The 20,838-nt window shown below is 68.2% G+C and carries 17 protein-coding genes; 10 read left to right on the plus strand and 7 right to left on the minus strand.

Annotated elements, in window-relative coordinates; genetic code table 11:
* The first annotated feature begins 4 nt into the window (after nucleotides 1-4).
* A complete protein-coding gene (locus OHA70_RS28950) occupies nucleotides 5-979 on the plus strand; it encodes an ABC transporter permease (RefSeq protein ID WP_328322838.1) in 975 nt (324 codons plus the stop codon).
* Nucleotides 980-982: 3 nt separating this feature from the next.
* On the opposite strand, the gene OHA70_RS28955 is transcribed toward OHA70_RS28950, so the two are convergent.
* Nucleotides 983-2,248, minus strand: coding sequence for a polysaccharide biosynthesis protein (locus tag OHA70_RS28955; RefSeq protein ID WP_328322839.1), 1,266 nt, complete (start codon nucleotides 2,246-2,248; stop codon nucleotides 983-985).
* A gap of 63 nt (nucleotides 2,249-2,311) precedes the next feature.
* On the opposite strand from OHA70_RS28955, the gene OHA70_RS28960 reads away from it, so the two are divergent.
* The gene (locus OHA70_RS28960) at nucleotides 2,312-4,018 is read left to right on the plus strand and encodes a hypothetical protein (RefSeq protein WP_328322840.1); all 1,707 of its coding nucleotides are present in this window, start codon (nucleotides 2,312-2,314) and stop codon (nucleotides 4,016-4,018) included.
* Nucleotides 4,019-4,076: 58 nt separating this feature from the next.
* Entirely contained in the window at nucleotides 4,077-4,244 is a 168-nt protein-coding gene (locus OHA70_RS28965; protein ID WP_328322841.1) for a DUF2613 family protein, read from the plus strand.
* 22 nt (nucleotides 4,245-4,266) lie between these two features.
* On the opposite strand, the gene OHA70_RS28970 is transcribed toward OHA70_RS28965, so the two are convergent.
* Complete coding sequence (locus OHA70_RS28970; RefSeq protein ID WP_328322842.1) at nucleotides 4,267-5,388, minus strand: glycosyltransferase family 4 protein; 1,122 nt, start codon at nucleotides 5,386-5,388, stop codon at nucleotides 4,267-4,269.
* Between the two features lie 107 nt (nucleotides 5,389-5,495).
* Between OHA70_RS28970 and OHA70_RS28975 the strand changes: the two genes are divergently transcribed.
* On the plus strand, nucleotides 5,496-6,254 hold the full coding sequence (locus OHA70_RS28975; protein ID WP_328322843.1) for a class I SAM-dependent methyltransferase: 759 nt from the start codon (nucleotides 5,496-5,498) through the stop codon (nucleotides 6,252-6,254).
* A complete protein-coding gene (locus OHA70_RS28980; RefSeq protein ID WP_328322844.1) occupies nucleotides 6,251-10,330 on the plus strand; it encodes an alpha-(1->3)-arabinofuranosyltransferase in 4,080 nt (1,359 codons plus the stop codon). The genes OHA70_RS28975 and OHA70_RS28980 overlap by 4 nt, the downstream gene beginning before the upstream one ends.
* On the opposite strand, the gene OHA70_RS28985 is transcribed toward OHA70_RS28980, so the two are convergent.
* Both OHA70_RS28985 and OHA70_RS28990 read right to left on the minus strand, forming a co-directional pair.
* Nucleotides 10,219-11,445 carry an acyltransferase family protein gene (locus tag OHA70_RS28985; RefSeq protein WP_328322845.1) on the minus strand — a complete coding sequence of 409 codons (1,227 nt, stop codon included), beginning with the start codon at nucleotides 11,443-11,445 and terminating at the stop codon, nucleotides 10,219-10,221. The two genes, OHA70_RS28980 and OHA70_RS28985, sit on opposite strands and share 112 nt — an antisense overlap.
* Nucleotides 11,442-13,241: a hypothetical protein gene (locus OHA70_RS28990; protein ID WP_328322846.1), complete on the minus strand. Its 1,800-nt coding sequence runs from the start codon at nucleotides 13,239-13,241 to the stop codon at nucleotides 11,442-11,444. The genes OHA70_RS28985 and OHA70_RS28990 overlap by 4 nt, the downstream gene beginning before the upstream one ends.
* A 111-nt stretch (nucleotides 13,242-13,352) precedes the next feature.
* Between OHA70_RS28990 and OHA70_RS28995 the strand changes: the two genes are divergently transcribed.
* Nucleotides 13,353-14,462, plus strand: a complete 1,110-nt coding sequence (locus tag OHA70_RS28995; RefSeq protein WP_328322847.1) for a DUF3068 domain-containing protein — start codon at nucleotides 13,353-13,355, stop codon at nucleotides 14,460-14,462.
* Here OHA70_RS28995 and OHA70_RS29000 read toward each other — a convergent pair.
* From OHA70_RS29000 to OHA70_RS29010, 3 genes are read right to left on the minus strand one after another with little or no spacing between them, the layout of a single operon-like run.
* A complete protein-coding gene (locus OHA70_RS29000; RefSeq protein ID WP_328322848.1) occupies nucleotides 14,459-15,250 on the minus strand; it encodes a class I SAM-dependent methyltransferase in 792 nt (263 codons plus the stop codon). The two genes, OHA70_RS28995 and OHA70_RS29000, sit on opposite strands and share 4 nt — an antisense overlap.
* Before the next feature lie 9 nt (nucleotides 15,251-15,259).
* A complete protein-coding gene (locus OHA70_RS29005; protein ID WP_328322849.1) occupies nucleotides 15,260-15,808 on the minus strand; it encodes an SRPBCC domain-containing protein in 549 nt (182 codons plus the stop codon).
* Entirely contained in the window at nucleotides 15,805-16,383 is a 579-nt protein-coding gene (locus tag OHA70_RS29010) for a TetR/AcrR family transcriptional regulator (RefSeq protein ID WP_328322850.1), read from the minus strand. Before OHA70_RS29010 ends, OHA70_RS29005 begins: the two co-directional genes overlap by 4 nt.
* 143 nt (nucleotides 16,384-16,526) lie before the next feature.
* Here OHA70_RS29010 and OHA70_RS29015 point away from each other — a divergent pair, with 143 nt between their 5' ends.
* From OHA70_RS29015 to coaE, 4 genes are all read left to right on the plus strand, one after another.
* Entirely contained in the window at nucleotides 16,527-17,432 is a 906-nt protein-coding gene (locus tag OHA70_RS29015) for an SGNH/GDSL hydrolase family protein (RefSeq protein ID WP_328322851.1), read from the plus strand.
* Nucleotides 17,433-17,529: 97 nt separating this feature from the next.
* Nucleotides 17,530-18,435 (plus strand): phosphotransferase family protein, encoded by a 906-nt coding sequence (locus tag OHA70_RS29020; protein WP_328322852.1) that lies wholly within the window; start codon nucleotides 17,530-17,532, stop codon nucleotides 18,433-18,435.
* A 208-nt stretch (nucleotides 18,436-18,643) separates the two neighbouring features.
* Nucleotides 18,644-20,137 (plus strand): 30S ribosomal protein S1, encoded by a 1,494-nt coding sequence (rpsA, locus tag OHA70_RS29025; protein ID WP_328322853.1) that lies wholly within the window; start codon nucleotides 18,644-18,646, stop codon nucleotides 20,135-20,137.
* 83 nt (nucleotides 20,138-20,220) lie between these two features.
* Complete coding sequence (gene coaE, locus OHA70_RS29030) at nucleotides 20,221-20,835, plus strand: dephospho-CoA kinase (protein WP_328322854.1); 615 nt, start codon at nucleotides 20,221-20,223, stop codon at nucleotides 20,833-20,835.
* Nucleotides 20,836-20,838 lie beyond the last annotated feature (3 nt).

Consider the following 20,838-nt stretch of genomic DNA (forward strand, 5'->3'; position numbering starts at 1 on the left):
GCCGATGGCCACGGACACTCTGGTACGACGTACGCCGGCGCGCGCAAGCAGCCGCCCGGCCAAACAAGGTCTCGGCCTGGCCGCCAGGATGCGACGCAACTGGCAGCTGTACGCGATGCTCACGGTGCCGCTGATCTGGCTGGCGATCTTCGCGTACTGGCCGATGTACGGCGCGATCATCGCCTTCAAGGACTACAACGTGGTCGACGGCATCCTGGGCAGCCGCTGGGTCGGCCTCAAGCACTTCGAGCGGTTCGTCGAGTCGTACCAGTTCTGGCGGCTGATCAAGAACACGCTGATCCTGCACCTGTACGAACTGGTGGCGACGTTCTGGCTGCCGATCCTGCTCGCGCTCGGGCTCAACATGGCCCGGCGACGGTGGTACCGGCGGTCGGTGCAGCTGATCACCTATGCACCGCACTTCATCTCGACCGTCGTCGTGGTCGGCCTGATCGTGGTGATCGTCGACCCGAACAGCGGTGTGCTGAACCACCTGCTCGGCCAGTTCGGGATCGGGCCGATCGACGTACTGAGCAATCCGGACTACTTCCGGCACCTGTACGTCTGGTCCGGCGCCTGGCAGACGATGGGCTTCTCGGCGATCATCTACCTGGCCGCGCTGACCAGCGTCGCACCCGAGTTGCACGAGGCGGCGATCGTCGACGGCGCGTCCAGGCTGCGCCGGGTCTGGCACATCGACCTGCCGGCGATCCGGCCGGTGGCGGTGATCCTGCTGATCCTGAACATCGGCTCGATCATGTCGGTCGGGTTCGAGAAGGTGCTGCTGTTGCAGAACACGCTGAACCTGCAGACGTCGGAGGTGATCGACACCTACGTCTACAAGCTCGGCTTCGCGTCCCAGGTGCCGCAGTTCAGTTATGCCGCGGCGATCGGGCTGTTCCGGTCGGTGATCGGCCTGGTCCTGCTGGTGCTGGCGAACACGCTGGCGCGGAAGTTCGCCAAGTCCAGTCTCTGGTGAGTACTACGCCCTGTCGGCCGTCTGGCGATGCAGCCCGGTGGCCAGGACGGCCGACAAGGCGATCGCGCAGGCAGCTGTCATCCCGGCCAGGACCTTGATCGCGGTGAAGCCGGTGGCGAGGTCGGCGCCGATGACGATGAGGGCGGCGATCGCCAGGACGGCCAGGCCGATCCAGATCACCAGGGCGGCACGCTTCTCCTGCTGGGCGATCGCGGCGTACACGACCAGCTGCAGAACGGCGTACGCCGAACCGGCGAGCGCGAAGATCCACGCGAAGTCACCTAGGGCCGGGTACTTATCCTTGCCTCCGGCAACCGTCACCACTAGGTCCGGCAGCAGCAGGGCGCCGAGGACGCAGCAGACCCCGAGCGCTGCGACCGCCTGGATCGCCCGACGCAGCCTGAGTGTGTCGCCGGGGGAGCTGGCCAGCGCGGGGAACACGGTCACGATCACGAACTGGGGCAGGAAAAGGCATGCCTTGGCGACGATCACGCCGGCCGCATAGTACCCACTGTGCTCGCCATCCATCAGCCCCCGGGCGAGCAGGGCGTCCGCGTTCGCGATGGCGAAGAAGGCCAGCAGTGCGTGCGTACCGTGGATCGTCTCCCGCAACGCTTCCTTGACCTGCTCCGGCGTACCACCGGCAGACCCGCGCAGCAGGAAGGACCCAACCAGCGGCGGCAGCGCGGCCCCGACAGTGACCCCGATCATCGCCGCAGTCACGCTCGGGTGGATCACCAGCGCCCCGGCCCCGAAGGCGAACCGCCCAACCCCGACGGCCGTGTACATGGCCGCCAACTCGGTCCACCGCTCGCTACCCTGCAGCACGCCGAGCTGCGACCCCATCAGCGTCAGCCCACCGAGCGTAGGCGCCAGCAGCACGACCGCAAGCACCGAGTCGATGTGCAGCAGCCAGATCAGCAGCGGACTGGCCACCAGACACACCACAGTCAGCCCAAGCGCCGACCGCCGCCCCGCCCGCAACAACGAATCCGCCAACGCCTCCCGGCCAGGCCCGGCGTGGGTGGCGATCCGCCGCGCCCCGGATGCCTGCAGCCCGAGCGGCACCACGTTGCCGATCAGCAACAGTCCGAGCAAGGCCACCACAGCGCTGAATTGCTCCGGTACGAGCCGGTGCACAGCAAACAAGGTGAAACCGTAAGCCGCTACGTTCATGATGGCCATGCCGACCGCTACCACGGTGGCGCTGCGCAGGAAGCCGAGCTTCGGGGCGGCCGGCTGCTGGGCGGGAGTCATCTCAGAGGTCATCCGGCTTCTGTTCTGCTGGCTGGCGGGTAGGTTGCGCTGAACGATAGTTGCGAGGAGGTAGGCGTGGAGGGGGGATCCACCCGGCTGGGCCGGCTGTTGCCGTGGACCTGGCCGGTACTGCTGGCCATGCTCATCACCGTGCCGCTGCTCGCTCCTGGGTACGTGGTCGGCTACGACATGGTGTTCGTGCCGGACCTCACGCTACGGCTTGACCTGTTCGGAGTCACAACCGCCTTGCCGCGTGCCGTCCCCTCGGACGTACTGGTCGCGGTGCTGGACGAGGTGGCGGGCGGCCAGGTGCTCAACAAACTGGTGCTCATCGCGATCCCGCTCCTGAGTGGCCTGGGCCTGACCGCCCTGTGGCGGCACCTAGGCCTAGGCGGCCCGCTGGCCGGCGCTGCGGCCACGACGCTCTACGTGTGGAACCCGTTCGTCGCCGAGCGGTTCCACCTGGGCGCGTGGGCACTACTCCTCGGGTACGCCGCTCTGCCGTGGCTAGTGCGCGCTGCGCTCCGACTCCGTGAAGGCAAGGGCTTGCCAGGCTTCCTGCTCGCCGCCGCCGGATGCGCCCTGACCGCCTCGGGCGGAATCACCGGCCTACTGCTGGCAGCGCTGACCCTCCTGTGGCCAGGAGGGGACCGGCGCCTGACACGGCGTGCACTGCTCGGGGCAGCTCTCTTGAATGCCCCCTGGCTCGTCGCCGGGCTGGCGCGGAGTGCTCCCGCTATCTCGGACCCTGCCGCCGTTCCGGCCTTTGCGGCGCGGAACGAGGGGTACGGCGGCACTTTGCCGACCCTGCTCACCTTGGGTGGCGTCTGGAACGCGGACGTGGTTCCCGACAGCCGTGGCCAGTTGGTACCGGTCGTACTGGGGTTCCTGCTGCTGGTGGTTGCCGTCGTGGGCATGGTGATCTGGTGGCGGCAGGGGGAGCACCTTGTCCGGGTACTCGTGGTCGCAGCCGTCCTAGCCGTGGTGGTGGGGATGGCAGGCGTGGTGGCACCTGGGTTCATGGCTTGGGCGGTGCGAGAGGTGCCGGGGGCCGGCTTGTTCCGGGATGGCCAGCGGTACCTCGGTCCTCTGGTCCTGCTCGAGTCACTCGCCTTCGGCGTCGCGCTGGCCGCCGTACTCCGGGTTGTGCCGTTGAAGTGGGTAGTGGGCGCAACTGCCGCGCTGGTCCCGATCGCTGCGATGCCCTCGCTGGCTGGCGGTGACGGGCTCAAGGCAGCGCAGTACCCGGCTGACTGGGCGGAGGCCCGGCGCGTGCTCGCGAGCGACAAGGGGACGGGGGAGTTCATCCCATGGCCGTTCGAGTCCTACCGGGCGCCGGCCTGGAACGCCCGGCGCCCGGTGCTCGACCCGATGCCTCGCTACTTCTCCAGAGCCTCGATCGTCCCTGACGAGCTGATCGTCGACGGCCGCCGACTGCCTGGGGAGGATCCCAGAGCAACAGCGATCGCGACGGCCCTGCGGGAGTCTGTCCGCGCCGGCGTCGACCCGACCGGCACTCTGCAGCAGCAAGGTGTCGGCTGGATCGTCGTCGACCGCGATGCCGGCGGCCCGTCGCCGCGTGACATGTCCCCACAACTCATCGAGGAGTTCAGCGGCCCGACGGTCACCGTCTTCCGCATCGCCGGAACCCCCACCCCGCAAGGCACTCGCCCCTGGGTCGTCATACTCGTCCTGGCCGCCTGGACCCTAGCTGGTGCTGTACTAGCGGCCGCCGCAGCAGGAGCAATCACAGAACTCCGCAGAGTCCGTTCCAAGCTCTAGCGAAGTTACTAGCCGGTTGTTACCATCCGGTTTACTTGTCTAGGAGGGGACACGCTTCATGGGAACTCTGATTGGTGCTGTGTTGGCGATCATCGCCGGCATGGCCGTCTCGACCGCCGCTGTCGTCGGGGTAGTGCAGACGGTGAAGGACGAGCCGAAGGCGCCCGCTGGCCAGACCAGCACGGGCCAGGTGGACGTCCCGCTCGTCAACTACGGGGACAAGTAGCCAGTACTTCCAGCAAGGCCGGTCAGCGAACGCTGGCCGGCCTTTCTGCTGCCTCGACCTGGCCGGTGAGGACACGGTCGAACCCGCCGACCGTGGCCGACCAGGTGAAGTTGCCAGCTGACGCGAGCGCTCCTGCAGACAACCTGCGGCGGGTGGCCTCGTCCTGCAGCAGCGACAGGATGGCGGTGCCGAACTCGGCCTCGGAGTCCACCAGGAGCCCCGTGGCGTCGTGCTGCACCGACTCGGTCGGTCCGCCCGCACTGCGATAGGCGACAGTCGGTACTCCGTGCGCCGCGGCCTCGCCAACCACCAGCCCCCAGCCCTCCTTCAGGCTCGGCAGTGCGAGCACCCAGGCCTCGTCGTACGCAGCGTGCTTGTCGTCCTCGCTGACATGCCCACGGAGCTCGACCGCGTCCTGCAGTCCGCGCGACTCGACGTACGAGCGCAGTGAGTCCTCCCACCAACCAGACCCGACGACCAGCAGACGTGCGTCTGGCAGCACCTTGCGGGCCTCGGCGATGGCGTCCACTGCGTGCTCCACCTGCTTGTGCGGAACGATCCGCCCGACACAGACCACAGTCGGCGCAGCGGCCTGCGGTACCTGACGGGGAGGCGCAGGGTCGGTCCCGTTGTGGATCACGTCGATGCGCGCCCGATCCACACCGAGTGCCTGCAGTTCATCGCGCGACGCCGACGACACGGTGACGTAGCGGCAGTCGCTGTAGAGCCGGGGCGCCACGCGGGACTCAAGCCACCAACCGAGTCGCCCCTTCCAGCCCGGGTACACGACCTGCCATTGCTCCTCGTGTACGTGGTGGACGAGCACGACGACGCCGGTACGACGTACGAGGCGGGTAAAGAATGGCAGCCCGTTCTGCACGTCGATGACGTGGTCGGGCCGGTGCAGCAACGTGTAGAGCAGGCCGCGGAGGTAAACGGTCACTTTGCTGCCGCGGTACAGGTACCTGACGTCGTGACGGCGTGCCTCGCGCGGGCTGCCGGGGTAGGCCGCGCAGAGCATGGTGACCGACCAGCCCATCGCCGCAAGGCCTCTCGCGACCTCCTCCACACACCTCTCCGAACCGCCCCCCTCGGGGTTCGTCGTGTCCCGCCAGTTCAGCAACAGCACGGTCTTCTCGCGCACGTGTAGGGCCCCACCTTCCGCTAGTCCGCCCCCGCGGATGAGGCCGCGAGGTTACCAGGGAGTAACGATGTCCGCCAGAGGTCGCGATATCGGTTAGGGTCCGGCCTGTGTCCGAAGCGATTCCGAGCCCTGTGACCACCGTCGGCTGGACGGCCGATCTCGGCCGCGCCGTGCGGTTGTTCAAGGCGTTCGGGGTCGAGCAGACCGACCCCGACCGGTTCTACGGAACGCTCGCCGCCGACTCGGTCGGCCAGCTCTCGGCGTACGCCGATCTGCGCGGCGCGCGGATGCTCGACGTCGGTGGCGGTCCCGGCTATTTCGCCGACGCCTTCCGCGCCGCGGGTGCGACCTACTACGCGATCGACTCCGACCTCGGCGAGCTGAGCGGACGCGGCGAGCCGGTGCCCGGCACCGTCCTGGGCAGCGGGATGGCGTTGCCGATCGGTGACGGACAGATCGACATCTGTTTCTCGTCGAACGTCCTCGAGCACGTGCCGGACCCGTGGCTGATGGCCGACGAGATGGTCCGTGTCACCAAGCCGGGCGGCACGATCTTCTTGTCCTACACCGGCTGGTGGGGACCGCACGGCGGCCACGAGACGGCCCCCTGGCACTTCCTCGGCGGTCATCGCGCAGCGCGGCGTTACGAACGCCGGTTGGGCAAGCCGCCGAAGAACAAGTTCGGTGAGTCGCTCTTCCCGATCACCGTCGCCGGCGGGTTGCGCTGGGCGCGCTCGTGCCGCGACGCGGAGCTGGTGGCCGCGTTCCCGCGGTACCACCCGCGCTGGGCGTACGGCGTACTGGCGGTGCCCGGAGTGCGGGAGTTCGCGACCTGGAACCTCGTCGTGGTGCTCCGGCGCCGATGAACAAACCCGGCAACGAGAAGGTGATCTGGCGGACCCGGTTGGTGCTGGGCTGCTTGGTTCTGATCGCCCTGTGCTTCCATCAGGCGCCGGGCAAGATCGTCCCCGACACCAAGCTCGACCTGACCGCCGGACCCGGTCAGTTCCTGGCCCGTTCGCTCCACCTGTGGGATCCGCAGGGCGCGTTCGGCCAGCTGCAGAACCAGGCTTACGGCTACCTGCTGCCGATGGGACCGTTCCACTGGCTGCTGGACGCGATGTCGGTACCAGGCTGGGTCACTCAGCGGCTGTGGTGGTCGCTGGTGATGTGCGTGGCCTTCCTCGGGGTCTGGAAGCTCTGCGGCGCACTGGGGTACGGCGTGCCGTGGGCGCGTTTCGCGGCCGCCATCTTCTACGCGTTGTCCCCGCGGATGCTCGGCGAAGTAGCGGTCACCTCGATCGAGGTCTGGCCCCTGGCGATGGCCCCCTGGGTCCTGCTGCCACTGGTGACTCCCAAGGCGCGCTCCGGCTGGTGGCGGATCGGCTGGTCCGCGGTGGCGTTCGGACTGGTCGGGGGAGTGAATGCGGTGGCCACGGGGGCGACCCTGGTGCTCCCGGCCCTGTGGCTGCTCACCCGGCGGGTGGACAGGTCGAGCCTCAAGGTCGCGGCCGGCTGGTTCGGTTGCGTGCTGCTGGTCTCGTTGTGGTGGCTGATCCCGCTGGGGATCCTTGGCCGTTACAGTCCACCCTTCCTGGACTGGATCGAGAACGCCGCGATCACGACCAGCAAGGCGAGCCCCTTCGAGTCCTTCCGCGGTACGTCGCAGTGGCTGAACTACCTGCAGGCAGGAGACGGCCCGACCTGGCCAGCCGGTTGGCTGTTCGTCACCCAGCCGGCCCTGATCCTCACCTCCGCCGCTATCGCTCTGATCGGACTGGTCGGTCTGGCGATGGGCACCCTGAAGCACCGGGGCTTCCTGCAGCTCTCACTGGCCGCTGGTCTGCTGCTGGTCACTCTTGGGCATGCAGGTACGGCTGGCTCGCCATTCGCTCCCCAGCTGCAGGACCTGCTGGACGGGCCGCTGGCTGCACTCCGCAACACCCATAAGTTCGAGCTGGTTGTACGGCTGCCGCTCACACTGGCCGCAGCCCACGCACTGACCCGGCTGACCAGCTGGGCGGCCGCCCGTGGCGTCCACCGCCGGATAGTGCCGGCCTTGGCGGCTTGCTTGGTTGTCTCGGTCGCTACGCCTGCGGTGTTCGCCCAGCTGCCCAGGCCTGAGTCGTACCAGGCGATTCCGGCTCATTGGCGTGAGGCGGCGACCTGGCTGGACAGTCAGCAGACGGTCGGCAGCGTTCTCGTAGTACCGGCTGCGTCGTTTGCTGACTTCACGTGGGGTTCCACCAAGGATGAGCCGTTCCAATCGCTGCTGAAGCGGCCGATGGCGGTCAGAGACGCGGTACCGCTGGGATCAGCCGGTACTACGCGCTGGCTGGACGAGGTGGAGCGGCGTCTGGGCTCCGGCGTCGGCGACAAGACCTTGCAGCAGGCCTTGGCCAGGGCAGGCGTGAGATACGTGGTCGTCCGGAACGACCTCCGCCTCGATGCGCAGGTGAGCCCGACCCTGGCCGTCCACGAGAGCCTTGCCGACGCAGGCATCAAGCGGGTCGCGTACTTCGGCCCGCCGACCGGCAGCTCCATCGAGCAACCCCGCTTGACGCTCGACGAGCACACCCGCCTGCCGTTCCCGAGCGTGGAGATCTACGACGTCGGCCAGACCAGTGCCGCGCGGCTGGTCCCGCAGTCGCAGCTGGTCGAGGTGCGTGGCGCTCCCGAGGACGTACCGGCCGTGCTGACGGCGCTGGGCGGCAACCGCGAGGCAGTGACCAGTACTGACGCCAAGGGGCTTGGCAAGCTTCCACTCGTCCAGACGGACGGCTTGCAGCGTCGAGAGGTGTCCTTCGGCAGGGCTGCGGACAATGCGTCGCCGGTGCTGACAGCGGATGACCCGGGTCGGCAGAAGAGGCGCACGCTCGACTACGTCGTCGATCCCGCGGCCGTGCTGACAGCGAGATCGTGGGCCGGTGGCGTTACCGGCGTACAGGCGTCCTCGTCGGCCGCGGATGCGGACGCGACGCTGAGGCTCGGGCCTGGCAACGGGCCGTCGGCCGCGGTGGACGGTGATCCCGCTACCCGGTGGGTCTCCGGGAACTTTGGCCGCAGCAGTGGGGAGTGGCTCGAGCTGACGTTCGCTGCACCACAGTCGCTCGATCATCTCCAGGTGCAGTTCTCGTTGGCCGCGCCGACCGGGGAACCGGTTCGTACGGTGAAGGTCGACACCGATCGGGGCTCGGTGACGTCGGCCGTCCAGGGCACCGGCGCCCCACAATCGATCTCGGCGCCACCTGGAACCACCCAGCGGCTGCGGATCACCGTCGGCGTCACTGATGGGAAGAACCCCAACGGAGTCTCGATCGCTGAGGTTTCGGTGCCTGGGGTGACACCGGTGAGCAGGCTGATGGTTCCGGCCGGGCCGGATCGTCAGCCCGACGCGCTGGTCTTCCGTAACCAGCAGGTCGGCCGATCGGCCTGTCTGCACTCCGGGGCTCGGCCGTTGTGCCGGGCAGGCAGCGCGCGCGACTCCGAGGAGGCAGAGGGGCTGCTGCGCAGCGTCGAACTGCCCACTGCAGCGGCCTATCGAGTCGTGGGCACGGCGCTGCCGAAGGACGGTGCGGCAGTTGAGCGCCTGCTCGACCGCCGGGCGCCGATCCGGGCAACTGCCTCGTCCCGCGCGGTCACCGCCCCCGAAGGACGGCCGGGCGCGGTGGTCGACCGCGACCTCGGCACCGGCTGGGTGGCCGGTTTCGACGACCTGCAACCGACCCTGACCTTGCGGCTGCCCGGGGCGAGGAGAAAGCCCGTCAACGGATTGCAGTTCCTCAACGACCAGTACCTGGCGGCGTCGCGGCCGACCAGCGTCTCGGTCAGCTTCGACCGCGGGCCGAAGGCCGAGTACAAGATCGACCCGGAGGGCTACATCACCTTTCCCGCTGGGACCACGGTACTGAGAGATATCGAGCTGACCCTCGCCAGCGCCGAACAGTCTGTCGATGTGGATTCCGGCAGTGGATTCGCCCGGTACCTTCCAGTCGGCGTCTCCGAGGTGCGCGTCCTGGGCGTCGACGAGCTTCGCAAAGCGGTCGACCCGAAGACGGTGACCGGATCGCTGTGCGGCTTCGGCCCGCCGGTCCGGGTGGACGGCGTGGATTTGCCCACGGCACTCACCGGAACGGTCCGTGACGTGCTGCAGCGGCGACCGCTCACCTTCACGCTCTGCCAGCAAGGCAGTGTCCAGCTGCAGGCCGGCAGGCATTCGATCGACGTCACGGCGAGCCCCGACTTCGTACCGGTCGAGGTCAAGCTGAGCCGTCCCGGCTTCAGCGCCACGGCCAGTGAACCGATCAAGAGTGTGGCTGTCTGGCGCCCCACTCCGGCGTCGATGACGCTGGAGGTGCCGCACGCGGACGAGCAGTCGGTACTGACGGTCGCGCAGAACTTCAACGTGGGCTGGGAGGCCTACGACAGCAGTGGCCACAAGCTGGTCCCGCTACGGATCGGCGGCTGGCAGCAGGGCTGGATCCTCCCAGCCGGGCCTGAGCAGATGGTCACCGCGCAGTTCACGCCGGACCGGAACTACCGCGCCGGACTGCTGGTCGGGCTGGCCGCGTTCTTGGGCGTACTGGGGCTGGCGATCTTCGCTCGGCGACGCGCGCGGCGCAGAGGGCACGTGCTGCGCGAGGCCAGCCGCATCGGCCCTTGGGTCGCTTCGGTGCTTGCCGTCGCGGCCGGAACCTTCATGGCTGGTTGGATCGGCTTTGCTGCCACCGTGGCCGCCGCTGTGGTCGCCTGGGCGCTCGACGGCCGCCGGTTGGTCAGCGTCGCAGTCCTGGTCGGCGCCGTCCTGCTGGGCTCGGTGGTGGCAGCGGTTCAGCCCTGGCCGGCCGGTGGAGCGGGCCTCACCTCGGGCTTCGTCCAGTCATCGATCTTGTTCGGCTGCGCGCTGGCGCTGCTGGCCAGGCCGGTACCGGAGACGTCGTAGGTCCGGTCTCTCCGGCCCCGGCGCATGATCGGCCGCTCCATCCCGTAGTAGCTCGCAGCGGCCACCCCTGTCGTCGCCACCACCGTCGCCCAGAAGAGCAGCGCGAAGTGTCCGCTGAACAGCTGCTTGTCGAAGAGTCGCTCGACCAGGCTCAGCACGATCAAGTGATAGACGAAGACGCTGTACGACAGATCGCCCGCGACATGCCCGATTCTGCCGCCCAGTACTCCGGCCGTTCGGCGGGTCGGGCTGATCGCCGGGAACAGCGCGCAGGCGGCGATACCGGTGTAGAGCAAGCACTTCACGAACGCCTGCGCCGGCGTCGGCACACTGAGACCGTACGGACCCGCGATCGGCGTAGTGGCGATCAGGAACAGCGCGATCCCGATACCCCAGACGGTGCCGGGGATCTTGGCGAGCGTGTCCAGCGCGGACGGGCCGAGTCGGCCACTGGTCCGGGCGACCTGCCACAGCGCCATGCCCATGCCGACCGCGAACCAGCCGATGTAGCCGGGCAGCCACAGGCCCGCCAGGCTGTGGTCCGTCGCGTTGATGGCGGCCATCCAGGCCGGACCGAGCAGTGCGAACCCGAACAGCACCGCCAGCCGCCAGCGCACCCCTCGCCGGGTGGGCCGCTCGTAGCTCGTCAGCAACTTGGCGATCAGGGGCAGCAGCAGGTAGAACGCCACCTCGGTCGCGAGACTCCACAGTTGCGACAGGCCGGGGACAGACGGACCCTCGACATAGATCTGGGTGAAGGTCGCGTGCCGCAGGTAGTTCAGCCAGCCGATCGTGTGATCGTGGGGCAACAGGACGGCGGCGAGCAGTACCGCGACCCAGAGCGCAGGCACGATCCGCAGCGCCCGGTTGCGCAGGTACGGCAGCAGGCGGGGTGGCTCGCTCTCCTCGAACCAGGCGACCACATGCGGCCGGTACAGCAGGAAACCGGAGATGGCGAAGAAGAGCGCGACCCCGACGTCCAGCCTGGCCAGCAGCCCGGCGAACGGCCCGTTCAGCGACGTGCCGCTCTGGAAGCCGACATGGGTGGTCAGTACGGCGAGGGCGCCGATCGCGCGCAGCCCGTCGAGGGCCGGGAACCTCGGTCGTCGCGTCACGATGCCACCGGCAGGCCGAGCTGGAACTCGCCCAGACAGACGGTGTCGTCCGGATCCACGGCCCGCAGCCGGACGGCGGTCGCCTGGATCAGGTCGGACTGACCGAAGTACATCGTGGTGAACCCGGTCGGCCAGGAGTGATCCGGCAGCGGCATCGGTACGACCTTGCCCTCGGCATCGATCAGCTCGGCCTGCACCCGGACCTCCTGGTTGGTGAGATAGGACAGCTTCGCGAACCAGCGGGTCGGACCCTGGTCGGGCCCGACCTTCCGGAGCGGCAGCGTCACCGGCGACGTGCCTTTCAGCTCCTTCGCGCAGCCGCCAGGAGTGTGCGACGTCGCCCAGACCTTCAACGTCGACGGCCGGACCTCACCGGTTTCGGTCACGAGGTACGGGTCGGCGCCCGGACCCTGGAGCCGGAACGGGATGCCGGCGGTGCGGAGGACGGTGGAGAGCCGGTTGTCGGCCGCGAGCAGCCCGGAGATCTTCGAGGGCAATGAGACGTCCCAGAGGCTGACCGACGGGCCGGCCTTGTCGAGCTCGGCGGCGACGTTGTCGAAGTACGGACGAGCGGGGTTCTTGCCCCAGCTCTGGGCGAAGCCGGCGTCGGAGACGACGACTCCGGCGGTCCAGGCGACCAGGCAGCAGGCGATGGCCGCGGCTGTCGGCCGGGCCCAATCGAGGCGTGGGCGGATCGATCGCGCGGTCAGGACGACGGCCAGCGTCAGTGGGATCGAGCTGTCCGACCAGTAGTGGTAGTGCACGGTGAAGACCGAGCCGAAGAGCGCGGAGCGCCCGTACGACACCAGAAGCCACGTTGTCAGTACATAAGCGAGCAGAGATCCCCACAGCAGCAGGACCCGGCGGTCCAGGCGCCAAGCGGCCAACAGCAAGACGACCAGGACGAGGGCGCCCAGCACCACGGCCGCGATGGGTGCGTCGGCGATACCGAACGGGGTGTCGAACGAAGCCCAGCGCCACGGCCCACCAGCCAGCGTCCCGATCGGTACTGCGAACGCCCGGCCGCCCTGCCCGAGCAACTTGCCGAAGCTCGGCCAGCTGCCGTCGGACGGATTGCCGTGCGTCCCGTAAAGGATGCCAAAGGCAACGACTGGTACGACGAACGCGGCGCCGAGCGGCCAGCTCTGCCGCAGCCACTGGCGCAACGGCACCTTGCGCAGGTAGAGCGCCAGGGCGAGTGCTGTGGCCATGATCAGGCCGGACTTCTCCCAGCAGGCCAACGAGATCAGCAGTGAAAGGGGGCCATAGGCAACTGCCCGGCGGCGATGTCCGGCGTACCAGTCGACCGTGGCGTGCAGGATCAGCAGGCCGAAGACATGGGCGGGCAGATTGTTGACGGCGCTCGACAGCGACATGAAGGACGGCATGCTGACCGGGGCCAGCGCGTAGAGCACTGTGCCGGTGAGGACCCACCAAGTCGAGCCCAGCAAGCGGAGCAGCAGGAAGCCCATCAAGGCGATGGCCAGGGCTTGCATGAGCACTCGCCAGGCGACGGTGAGGTCGTAGTTCAGCGGGGCCAGCTGGGCGAAGACCGCGTAGACGAAACGCAGGCCGGGGGCGATGTGGTCGTTGACCGGGGTGAGCAGGTCGTTCGGCGCGAAGCCCTTGCCGCCCTGCACCATGAAGTCGAGGTCGTCGCTCAGCCAGGAACCCCGGCGGGCCAGCAGTCCGAGCACGATCGCCTGGACGGCCGCGACGGCCACCACCGCGACCCGCAGTACCGCCTCGTCCGGAGCGGCCCGTAGCCTTCCGGTCGCCCCCCAGATCGCACTCATGTGGCCGGACTATATGACAGTTCGGCCACTGCGGGATTTTCTGGCCACTGGTCTCTGTTCAGGGCCCCTACTCGCTGGTAGCGTCCCGCGAACAGACCGGGAGGGGTTGTTGTGGGGAATCGCAGTCGTGCGCTGGTGATCGCACTGGGGATCTTCTTCGTGGGGATCGCCGCACTGGCCAAGTTCTACGCGTATCCGACGCTGTCGGTGGCGCCACCGGACCAGGTCGCGCACACGGTGTCGGAGGGTCCGGACGCGACCTTCTTCAGCGCCAAGGAATTGAAGAAGAAGGACAACGAGACGCTCGAGGCACGGCGGACGGTCCGCGGTGACGTGAAGGCGGCCGAGGACATCAGCAAGAAGCTGAACCGCAAGGTGGTCGTCTTCGACACCGTCGTCGTCACCGACAACACGAAGAACTACCAGTTCCCCGACGACAAGTCGCAGACGGACAAGATGCCGCTGAGCTTCGTCCAGGAGCGGGTCGTGCTGGACGCGCACACCGGCGAGTCGGTGCGCTGGGCCGACAAGGACACGGGTGAGTACATCTCCACCACCTTGGAGAAGGCGGACCGTAAGACGGCCGAGAACGGTGGCGACCGGTTCTTCCACGGTCACGACGGACTGGTGCTGAAGTTCCCGTTCGGGACGAAGAAGCAGACGTACCAGTTCTGGGACACGTCCACCCGCAAGGCGTGGCCGATCAAGTACCAGGGCACGACCGAGCTGTACGGGCTGAAGGTCTACAAGTTCGTCCAGGAGGTGCCGAAGCAGAAGCTGGAGGCCGCCGAGCGGCTGAAGATCCCCGGTTCGCTGCTGGACGAGCCGGGCACGCCGGCCATCGAGGTCGACCGGATGTACTCCAACACCCGGACGCTGTGGATCGAGCCGATCACCGGCGCCATCATCAAGGGCGAGGAGAAGCAGCTCGCCGAGCTGCAGTCCGACGACCAGAAGACGCTGACCGCGACCGACGTGACGATCGCCTACGACGACGCGACCGTGCAGAAGAACGTGAAGGGCGCCAAGGAGAACGGCATCGAAGAGGGCGGCTACAAGGCCAAGGCCGCTCAGCTGCACCTGATCGGCTTCTGGGTGCCGCTCGTGTCGCTGATCATCGGCCTGCTCTTGCTGGGCCTGGTGGTCGCCCTGCAGCTGCGGGCGCGGCCCGCCGCCGCTCACGCTGGGGCCGAGGCGACGGAGCCGGACGAGAAGGACTAGTTCTTGTGGGCGGACCAGATCGCGGTACCGGGTACGAGCCGGCCGCGGTCTGGTCCCCAGCCACCCCAGGTCTGGGTGTTGGCGGCCGGCCACTCGGGTTCGAGTAGGTCGTCGATGACGAAGCCCGCGCCGGTGAGAGCGCGGATCCAGTCGCCGGTGGTGCGGTGGTGCTCGGCGTAGACGGGAGTGCCGTCGGCGTCGACCTCGACGTACGGGGTGCGGTCGAAGTACGACTGGGTGATCCGCAGACCGGCAGGCGTCGGGTCGTCCGGCATGCTCCATCTGATCGGGTGGGTCACCGAGAAGACGAGAAGGCCGCCCGGCTTGAGGGTGCGGGCGATCTCGCTGAGCGCCGCCTCCGCGTCGGCGACGAACGGCAACGCGCCGAACGCCGAGCAGGCGATGTCAAAGGTGTTGTTTTCAAAGGGAATCGCGACCGCATCGGCAGCAACAGTCCGTACTCCGACCCCGGTACGCCGATCCAACTGCCGCCCGACCCTCAATTGCTCCACTGAGATGTCGAAGGCAACCACGTTCGCGCCCTGCCCGACGAGCCATCGCGAGCACTGCGCAGCGCCACAGCCGACCTCGAGCACCCGCTTGCCCCGCACCGGCCCGAGCAACTGCGCCGCGGCCTCGTCGACTCCCTCGGGACACCAGATGAACTTGTCGTCCCCGAGAAAGTCGCCGTGCTCCTCGAGATACTCCTCGGCCGCCGAGTCCCAATAGGTCCGGCTGGCCTTGGACGTCTCCGGCTCGCTCAACTCCACCCGCCGCGGTTCCACCACGCGCGCAGCCTATCCGGCGGCCCGCGCGGCCAGCGCCCGGTTCATCGCGTCGAACTGAGGCTTGATGGTGTCGTTCAGCATGCTCACCGTGAACGGCACGGCGACGCCGTTGAACCTCTCCTCCTGGATGAGCTTCGAGCGCCCGCCCGGCAGGGCCTCGATCCGGAACGAGTGCTCGCCGTTGAAGATGCCGCCCGGGGCGATCTTGCCGATCCAGCGGAGCTCTTTGCCGGGGTCGACGGTGAGCAGTTCGGGGGTGAAGGTTGTTTCGTCGCCGTTGGTGTCCTTGAGGACGTTGGTGATGGTGGCGCCGGTCTTCAGGTCGCCGGTCGACGAGATGATGAACGGGTTCCAGTCGGGGTAGGCCGCGCGATCCGCGAGCACCTTCCAGACCTCGTCGGGTGTCGCGTCGATCTCGATCTCGGTGTGCAGGACGGTCGTGTGGGCAATGGCGTAGACGCAGTAGCCGGCGAGCAGTACTGCGATCGCTCCCAACGCGCTCAGCACGCGCCGACGGACCGGGGATTTCTTCTTGGCGGGCGTGGTGGTGGCGGTCATCTGGGCTCCTCAGGCTCTTCAGGGCCGAGGACGCTGCGCACGAGCGTCCTCGCGTAGTCGGGGGTCAACGGCCCGCCCGTGACGAGCAGCCGGTAGTACAGCGGGCCGACGAGTTGGTCGACCAGGACAGCGGGGGAGACGTGGTCGAGTACGACGCCGGCCTCCTGGGCCTTGGCGACCACGGCCGTCACGGCTCGGTGGCGCTCGGCCCATAGGGCGCGGACGCTTTCGCCGACGCGCGGTTCGCGAGCAGCCGCGGCGGCCAGGTCGGCGATCAGGGTCGCCGGGGTTGCGGCGAGGTTGGCGGTGATCGCGGTGACCAGCTTGGTCAGGTCGCCGCGCGGATCGCCGGACGGCTCGAACGGGACCTCCTCGCGCAGGTTCGTGATCAGGGCGACTACCAGTTCGGCTTTGGAGGCCCAGCGCCGGTACAGCGTCGTCTTCGCGACCCCGGCCCGCTCGGCCACCCGATCGATCGACAACGCGTCGTACCCGCCTTGGCGGATCTCCGCCGCCGCGGCCGCGAGCACTCTGCCCTCGATCGCGCTGTCACGCGGTCTGCCTCGTCCAGCCATCTCGACTCCTTTTACGCTACTGCAGTAGCGTAATTGATCTTCGGAAAGTTGTCAGCCCCCAGCTCTTGCCGAAAAGGTGAGTTTTCTTCAAGCTGACTCGTACTGTTACCGACCAGTCACTTAACGTTGAAGGCGGGCAGCACATGCAGAAGAGATCAGTACGTGCCCGGATCGTCGCGGTGTTCGCCGCGACCGGGTTGCTGGTGGCCGGCCCGGTTGCCGCCACCGCTCAGGCGGCTGAGGCGCCGCCGCTCGTCTATGTCGCGATGGGTGACTCCTACGCCGCCGGCTCCCTGGTGTTGCCGGCGAAGGAGTTGTTCACCTGTGCGCGCTCGGCGGTCAACTACGCCTCGTTGATCGCCCAGCAGGTCCACCCCGCGGCGTTCCGCGACGTCACCTGCGGCGGAGCCCTGACCACCCACTTCGCGCAGCCGCAGCCCGGGATCATCACCGGCACGGCGGCACCGCAGTACGACGCGCTGAGCGCCGACACCACGCTCGTCACGGTCGGGATCGGTGGCAACGACATCGGCCTGGTCGGACTCGCGGTCTCCTGCGTAAACCTGCTGCCGCAGCCGGTCGGGAAGTCCTGCAAGGCGACCAACACGGCCGGCGGCGTCGACAAGCTCGCCCAGAAGATCGACGCGTTCGCACCGACGTACGGCACGGTGATCGAGCAGATCCGGCAACGGGCGCCGCACGCGAAGATCCTGATGGTCGGCTATCCGACGGGCATCAAGAAGGGCGGCTGCTGGCCGGTCGTCCCGGTCTGGGCAGCGGACGCGGACTACCTGCAGGCGGCGCTGACCCGGCTGAATGTGCGGATGGCCGAGCAGGCTGCGGCGCACGGTGCCACGTACGTCGATCTGGCGACGCCCAGCGTCGGGCACGACATGTGCAAGGGCATCGCGACCCGGTGGATCGAGGGGCTCATCCCGAGCATCCCGACCAACGGGCTCGTCCCGCTGCACCCGAACGCGGCCGGCCTGCGAAACGCAGTACCGACGGTCCTCGCGGCGGCCGGACTTGCAGCACCCACCAAGGCGTAGCCCACCGCTGTCGCCACGCTCAGCCCGCCGGTGAGGATGCGCTCGCCGGCGGGTTGGTGTGTGGTGGGTGTCCGTGCCGTGCGGCAGGATGCGCGGCATGGACGACTTCGGCGCGATCGCGGCCAGTGCGGTGCCCCTTACCGGCGGGTACGGCGGGGAGACCTTCGCGGTCAGCGCCGGCGGTGAGGATGCCGTATTGAAGCTGTACGGCAAGCGTCCCGCGCGAGCGGCGGTGGATGCCTCGCTGATGCAGCTCGTGCGCGGGCTGCTCCCGGTGCCCCGGGTGCTCGACGCGATGCCGGACCCCGCTGGCGACGGTGCTCCTCCTTATGTCTTGTACGAGCGCCTGCCCGGCGTGAATCTGGAGACCTACCTCGAGACGGCCGGGGACGCGGAGCGGCGGAAGGTGGGGGAGCAGCTCGGTGAGCTCCTCGTGCGGCTGAGCGGGATGCCATTCCTGAGCTTCGGCGACTTCGTCGGGCGGGAGTTGGCGATCGAGTCGTTCGGGGTGGGCGACCTGGAGGAGTTCTTCGGGGCGCATGCCGGAGCGATCGGGCTGACGCGTGAACAGGTCGACCGGTTCGCCGGCGTGATCGACCAGGCGGAGGATCTGGCCGCGACCGGGGTGGATCGGTTCTGCCTGGTGCACAGCGACTTCAACCCGAAGAACCTGCTGGTCGATCCGGCGACCGCCGAGCTCACCGGGCTGATCGACTGGGAGTTCGCGCATGCCGGGTCCGTGTACGCCGACCTGGGCAACCTGCTGCGGTTCAATACCGACCAGGTACTCGCGGAGGCTGTGCTGCGGGTCGTACGGGCCGGTTTCGACCTCGGGGACAGGCTGGTCGAGCGGGCGCAGGCGGCGGATCTGTGGGCGCTGATCGACCTCGCCGGCCGGCCCGCGTCGAACCCCGTCGCGGCCGCGGCGAACGCGCTGATCACCCGGATCTGCGACACGGGTGAGCTCGCGGGCGGCCGTCCCGACCCGGACGTCGTACATTGAGACGAGTGGCACGTCGAGAGACCTCGGCGGGCGGCCGGTCGCTACCGGGTGCCCCGGGTTGCCGTGCCCTCCGTCATACACGTATTCTGTGAGATGCGCTATGGGCCCGCGCGACCTCGGACGGAGCAGGCTCGTGCTCGCACTAGCGGCGATCCAACGGCCATAACGCACCCGTACGACACCATCAGCCCACGGAGCAACTCACCACATGACGGCCAGCATCGAGGCACCTCTCGACCCCGCAGTACGCACCACCCCGCAGGTAGCGGTCAATGACATCGGGTCGGAGGAAGACTTCCTCGCGGCGATCGATCTGACCATCAAGTACTTCAACGACGGCGACATCGTTGAGGGGACCATCGTCAAGGTCGACCGGGACGAGGTTCTCCTCGACATCGGTTACAAGACCGAAGGCGTCATCCCGTCGCGCGAGCTGTCGATCAAGCACGACGTCGACCCGAACGAGGTCGTCAACGTCGGCGACCACGTCGAGGCCCTGGTTCTCCAGAAGGAGGACAAAGAAGGCCGCCTGATCCTTTCGAAGAAGCGCGCCCAGTACGAGAAGGCCTGGGGCACGATCGAGAAGATCAAGGAAGAGGACGGCGTCGTCACCGGTACCGTCATCGAGGTCGTCAAGGGTGGACTCATCCTGGACATCGGCCTCCGCGGCTTCCTGCCCGCCTCGCTCGTCGAGATGCGTCGGGTCCGCGACCTCCAGCCGTACGTCGGCCAGGAGATCGAGGCGAAGATCATCGAGCTCGACAAGAACCGCAACAACGTGGTTCTGTCGCGTCGCGCCTGGCTGGAGCAGACGCAGTCCGAGGTGCGGATGAACTTCCTCACCCAGCTGCAGAAGGGCCAGATCCGCAAGGGTGTCGTCTCCTCGATCGTCAACTTCGGTGCGTTCGTGGACCTCGGCGGCGTCGACGGTCTGGTGCACGTCTCGGAGCTGTCCTGGAAGCACATCGACCACCCGACCGAGGTGGTCGAGGTCGGCCAGGAGGTCACTGTCGAGGTGCTGGACGTCGACATGGAGCGCGAGCGCGTCTCCCTGTCGCTGAAGGCGACCCAGGAAGACCCGTGGCAGCAGTTCGCCCGGACCCACCAGATGGGCCAGATCGTGCCCGGCAAGGTCACCAAGCTGGTTCCGTTCGGTGCGTTCGTCCGCGTGGAGGAGGGCATCGAGGGTCTGGTGCACATCTCCGAGCTGGCCGAGCGTCACGTCGAGATCCCGGAGCAGGTCGTTCAGGTGAACGACGATGTGATGGTCAAGATCATCGACATCGACCTCGAGCGTCGCCGGATCTCGCTGTCGCTGAAGCAGGCCAACGAGGGTGTCGACCCGGTCTCCGACGACTTCGACCCCACGCTGTACGGCATGGCGGCGACGTACGACGACCAGGGCAACTACGTCTACCCCGACGGCTTCGACCCGGAGACGGGCGAATGGCTCGAGGGCTTCGACGCTCAGCGCGAGGAGTGGGAGCGGCAGTACGCCGAGGCCCACACGCGCTGGGAGGCTCACAAGAAGCAGATCGAGGACGCCAAGACCGCGGACGTCGAGGCCGGCGAGGCCTCCACGTACTCCTCCGCCACCGGCGGCGGCACCGCTGCTCCGAAGGACGACGCACCCGCTGAGGGCGCGCTCGCTTCCGACGAGGCGCTCCAGGCTCTCCGCGAGAAGCTGACCGGCCAGGGCTGATAGTTCCTTGTAGTACCTGCAGGACCCGAGACCCCCGCACCCCCGTACTGGGTGCGGGGGTCTCGCCCTTGTACGGTGCAGGCGTGCTGAGAGTTGGATTGACCGGCGGGATCGGATCGGGCAAGAGCTCGGTGTCGGCGCGACTGGCTGCTCGTGGAGCCGTCGTGATCGACTCGGACCTGCTGGCCCGCGAAGTGGTTGCCCGGGGCACCGATGGGCTGGCCGAGGTGGTCGCGGTGTTCGGTGACGTACTGACCGCCGACGGCGAGCTGGACCGGCCGGCCGTCGGGCGGATCGTGTTCGGCGACGAGGTCGCCCGGCGCAAGCTGGAGGCGATCATCCATCCGCGGGTGCGGGCGCGCGCGGCCGAGATCGAGAGTGGCGCGGCAGGTGATGCCGTCGTCGTCCACGACATTCCCTTGCTGGTGGAGACCGGGCAGGGCGGCAACTTCGATCTGGTGCTCGTGGTCGACGTACCGCAGGAGGTCCAGCTCGAGCGACTTCAGCGGGATCGCGGGATGACTGACGAGGAAGCGAAGGCCCGGATCGCCAGTCAGGCAACGCGGGAACAGCGGCTGGCGGTCGCGGATCTGATCGTCGACAACGCCGGCGACCTGGCGCAGCTGGACGCCCGGATCGAGGAGCTCTGGCCCGAGCTGCTGAGCCGGGCAGGACACGGTCCGGCCACGAAAAGGTGACCC

This window comes from Kribbella sp. NBC_00382 (assembly GCF_036067295.1).
Classification (GTDB): Bacteria; Actinomycetota; Actinomycetes; order Propionibacteriales; family Kribbellaceae; genus Kribbella.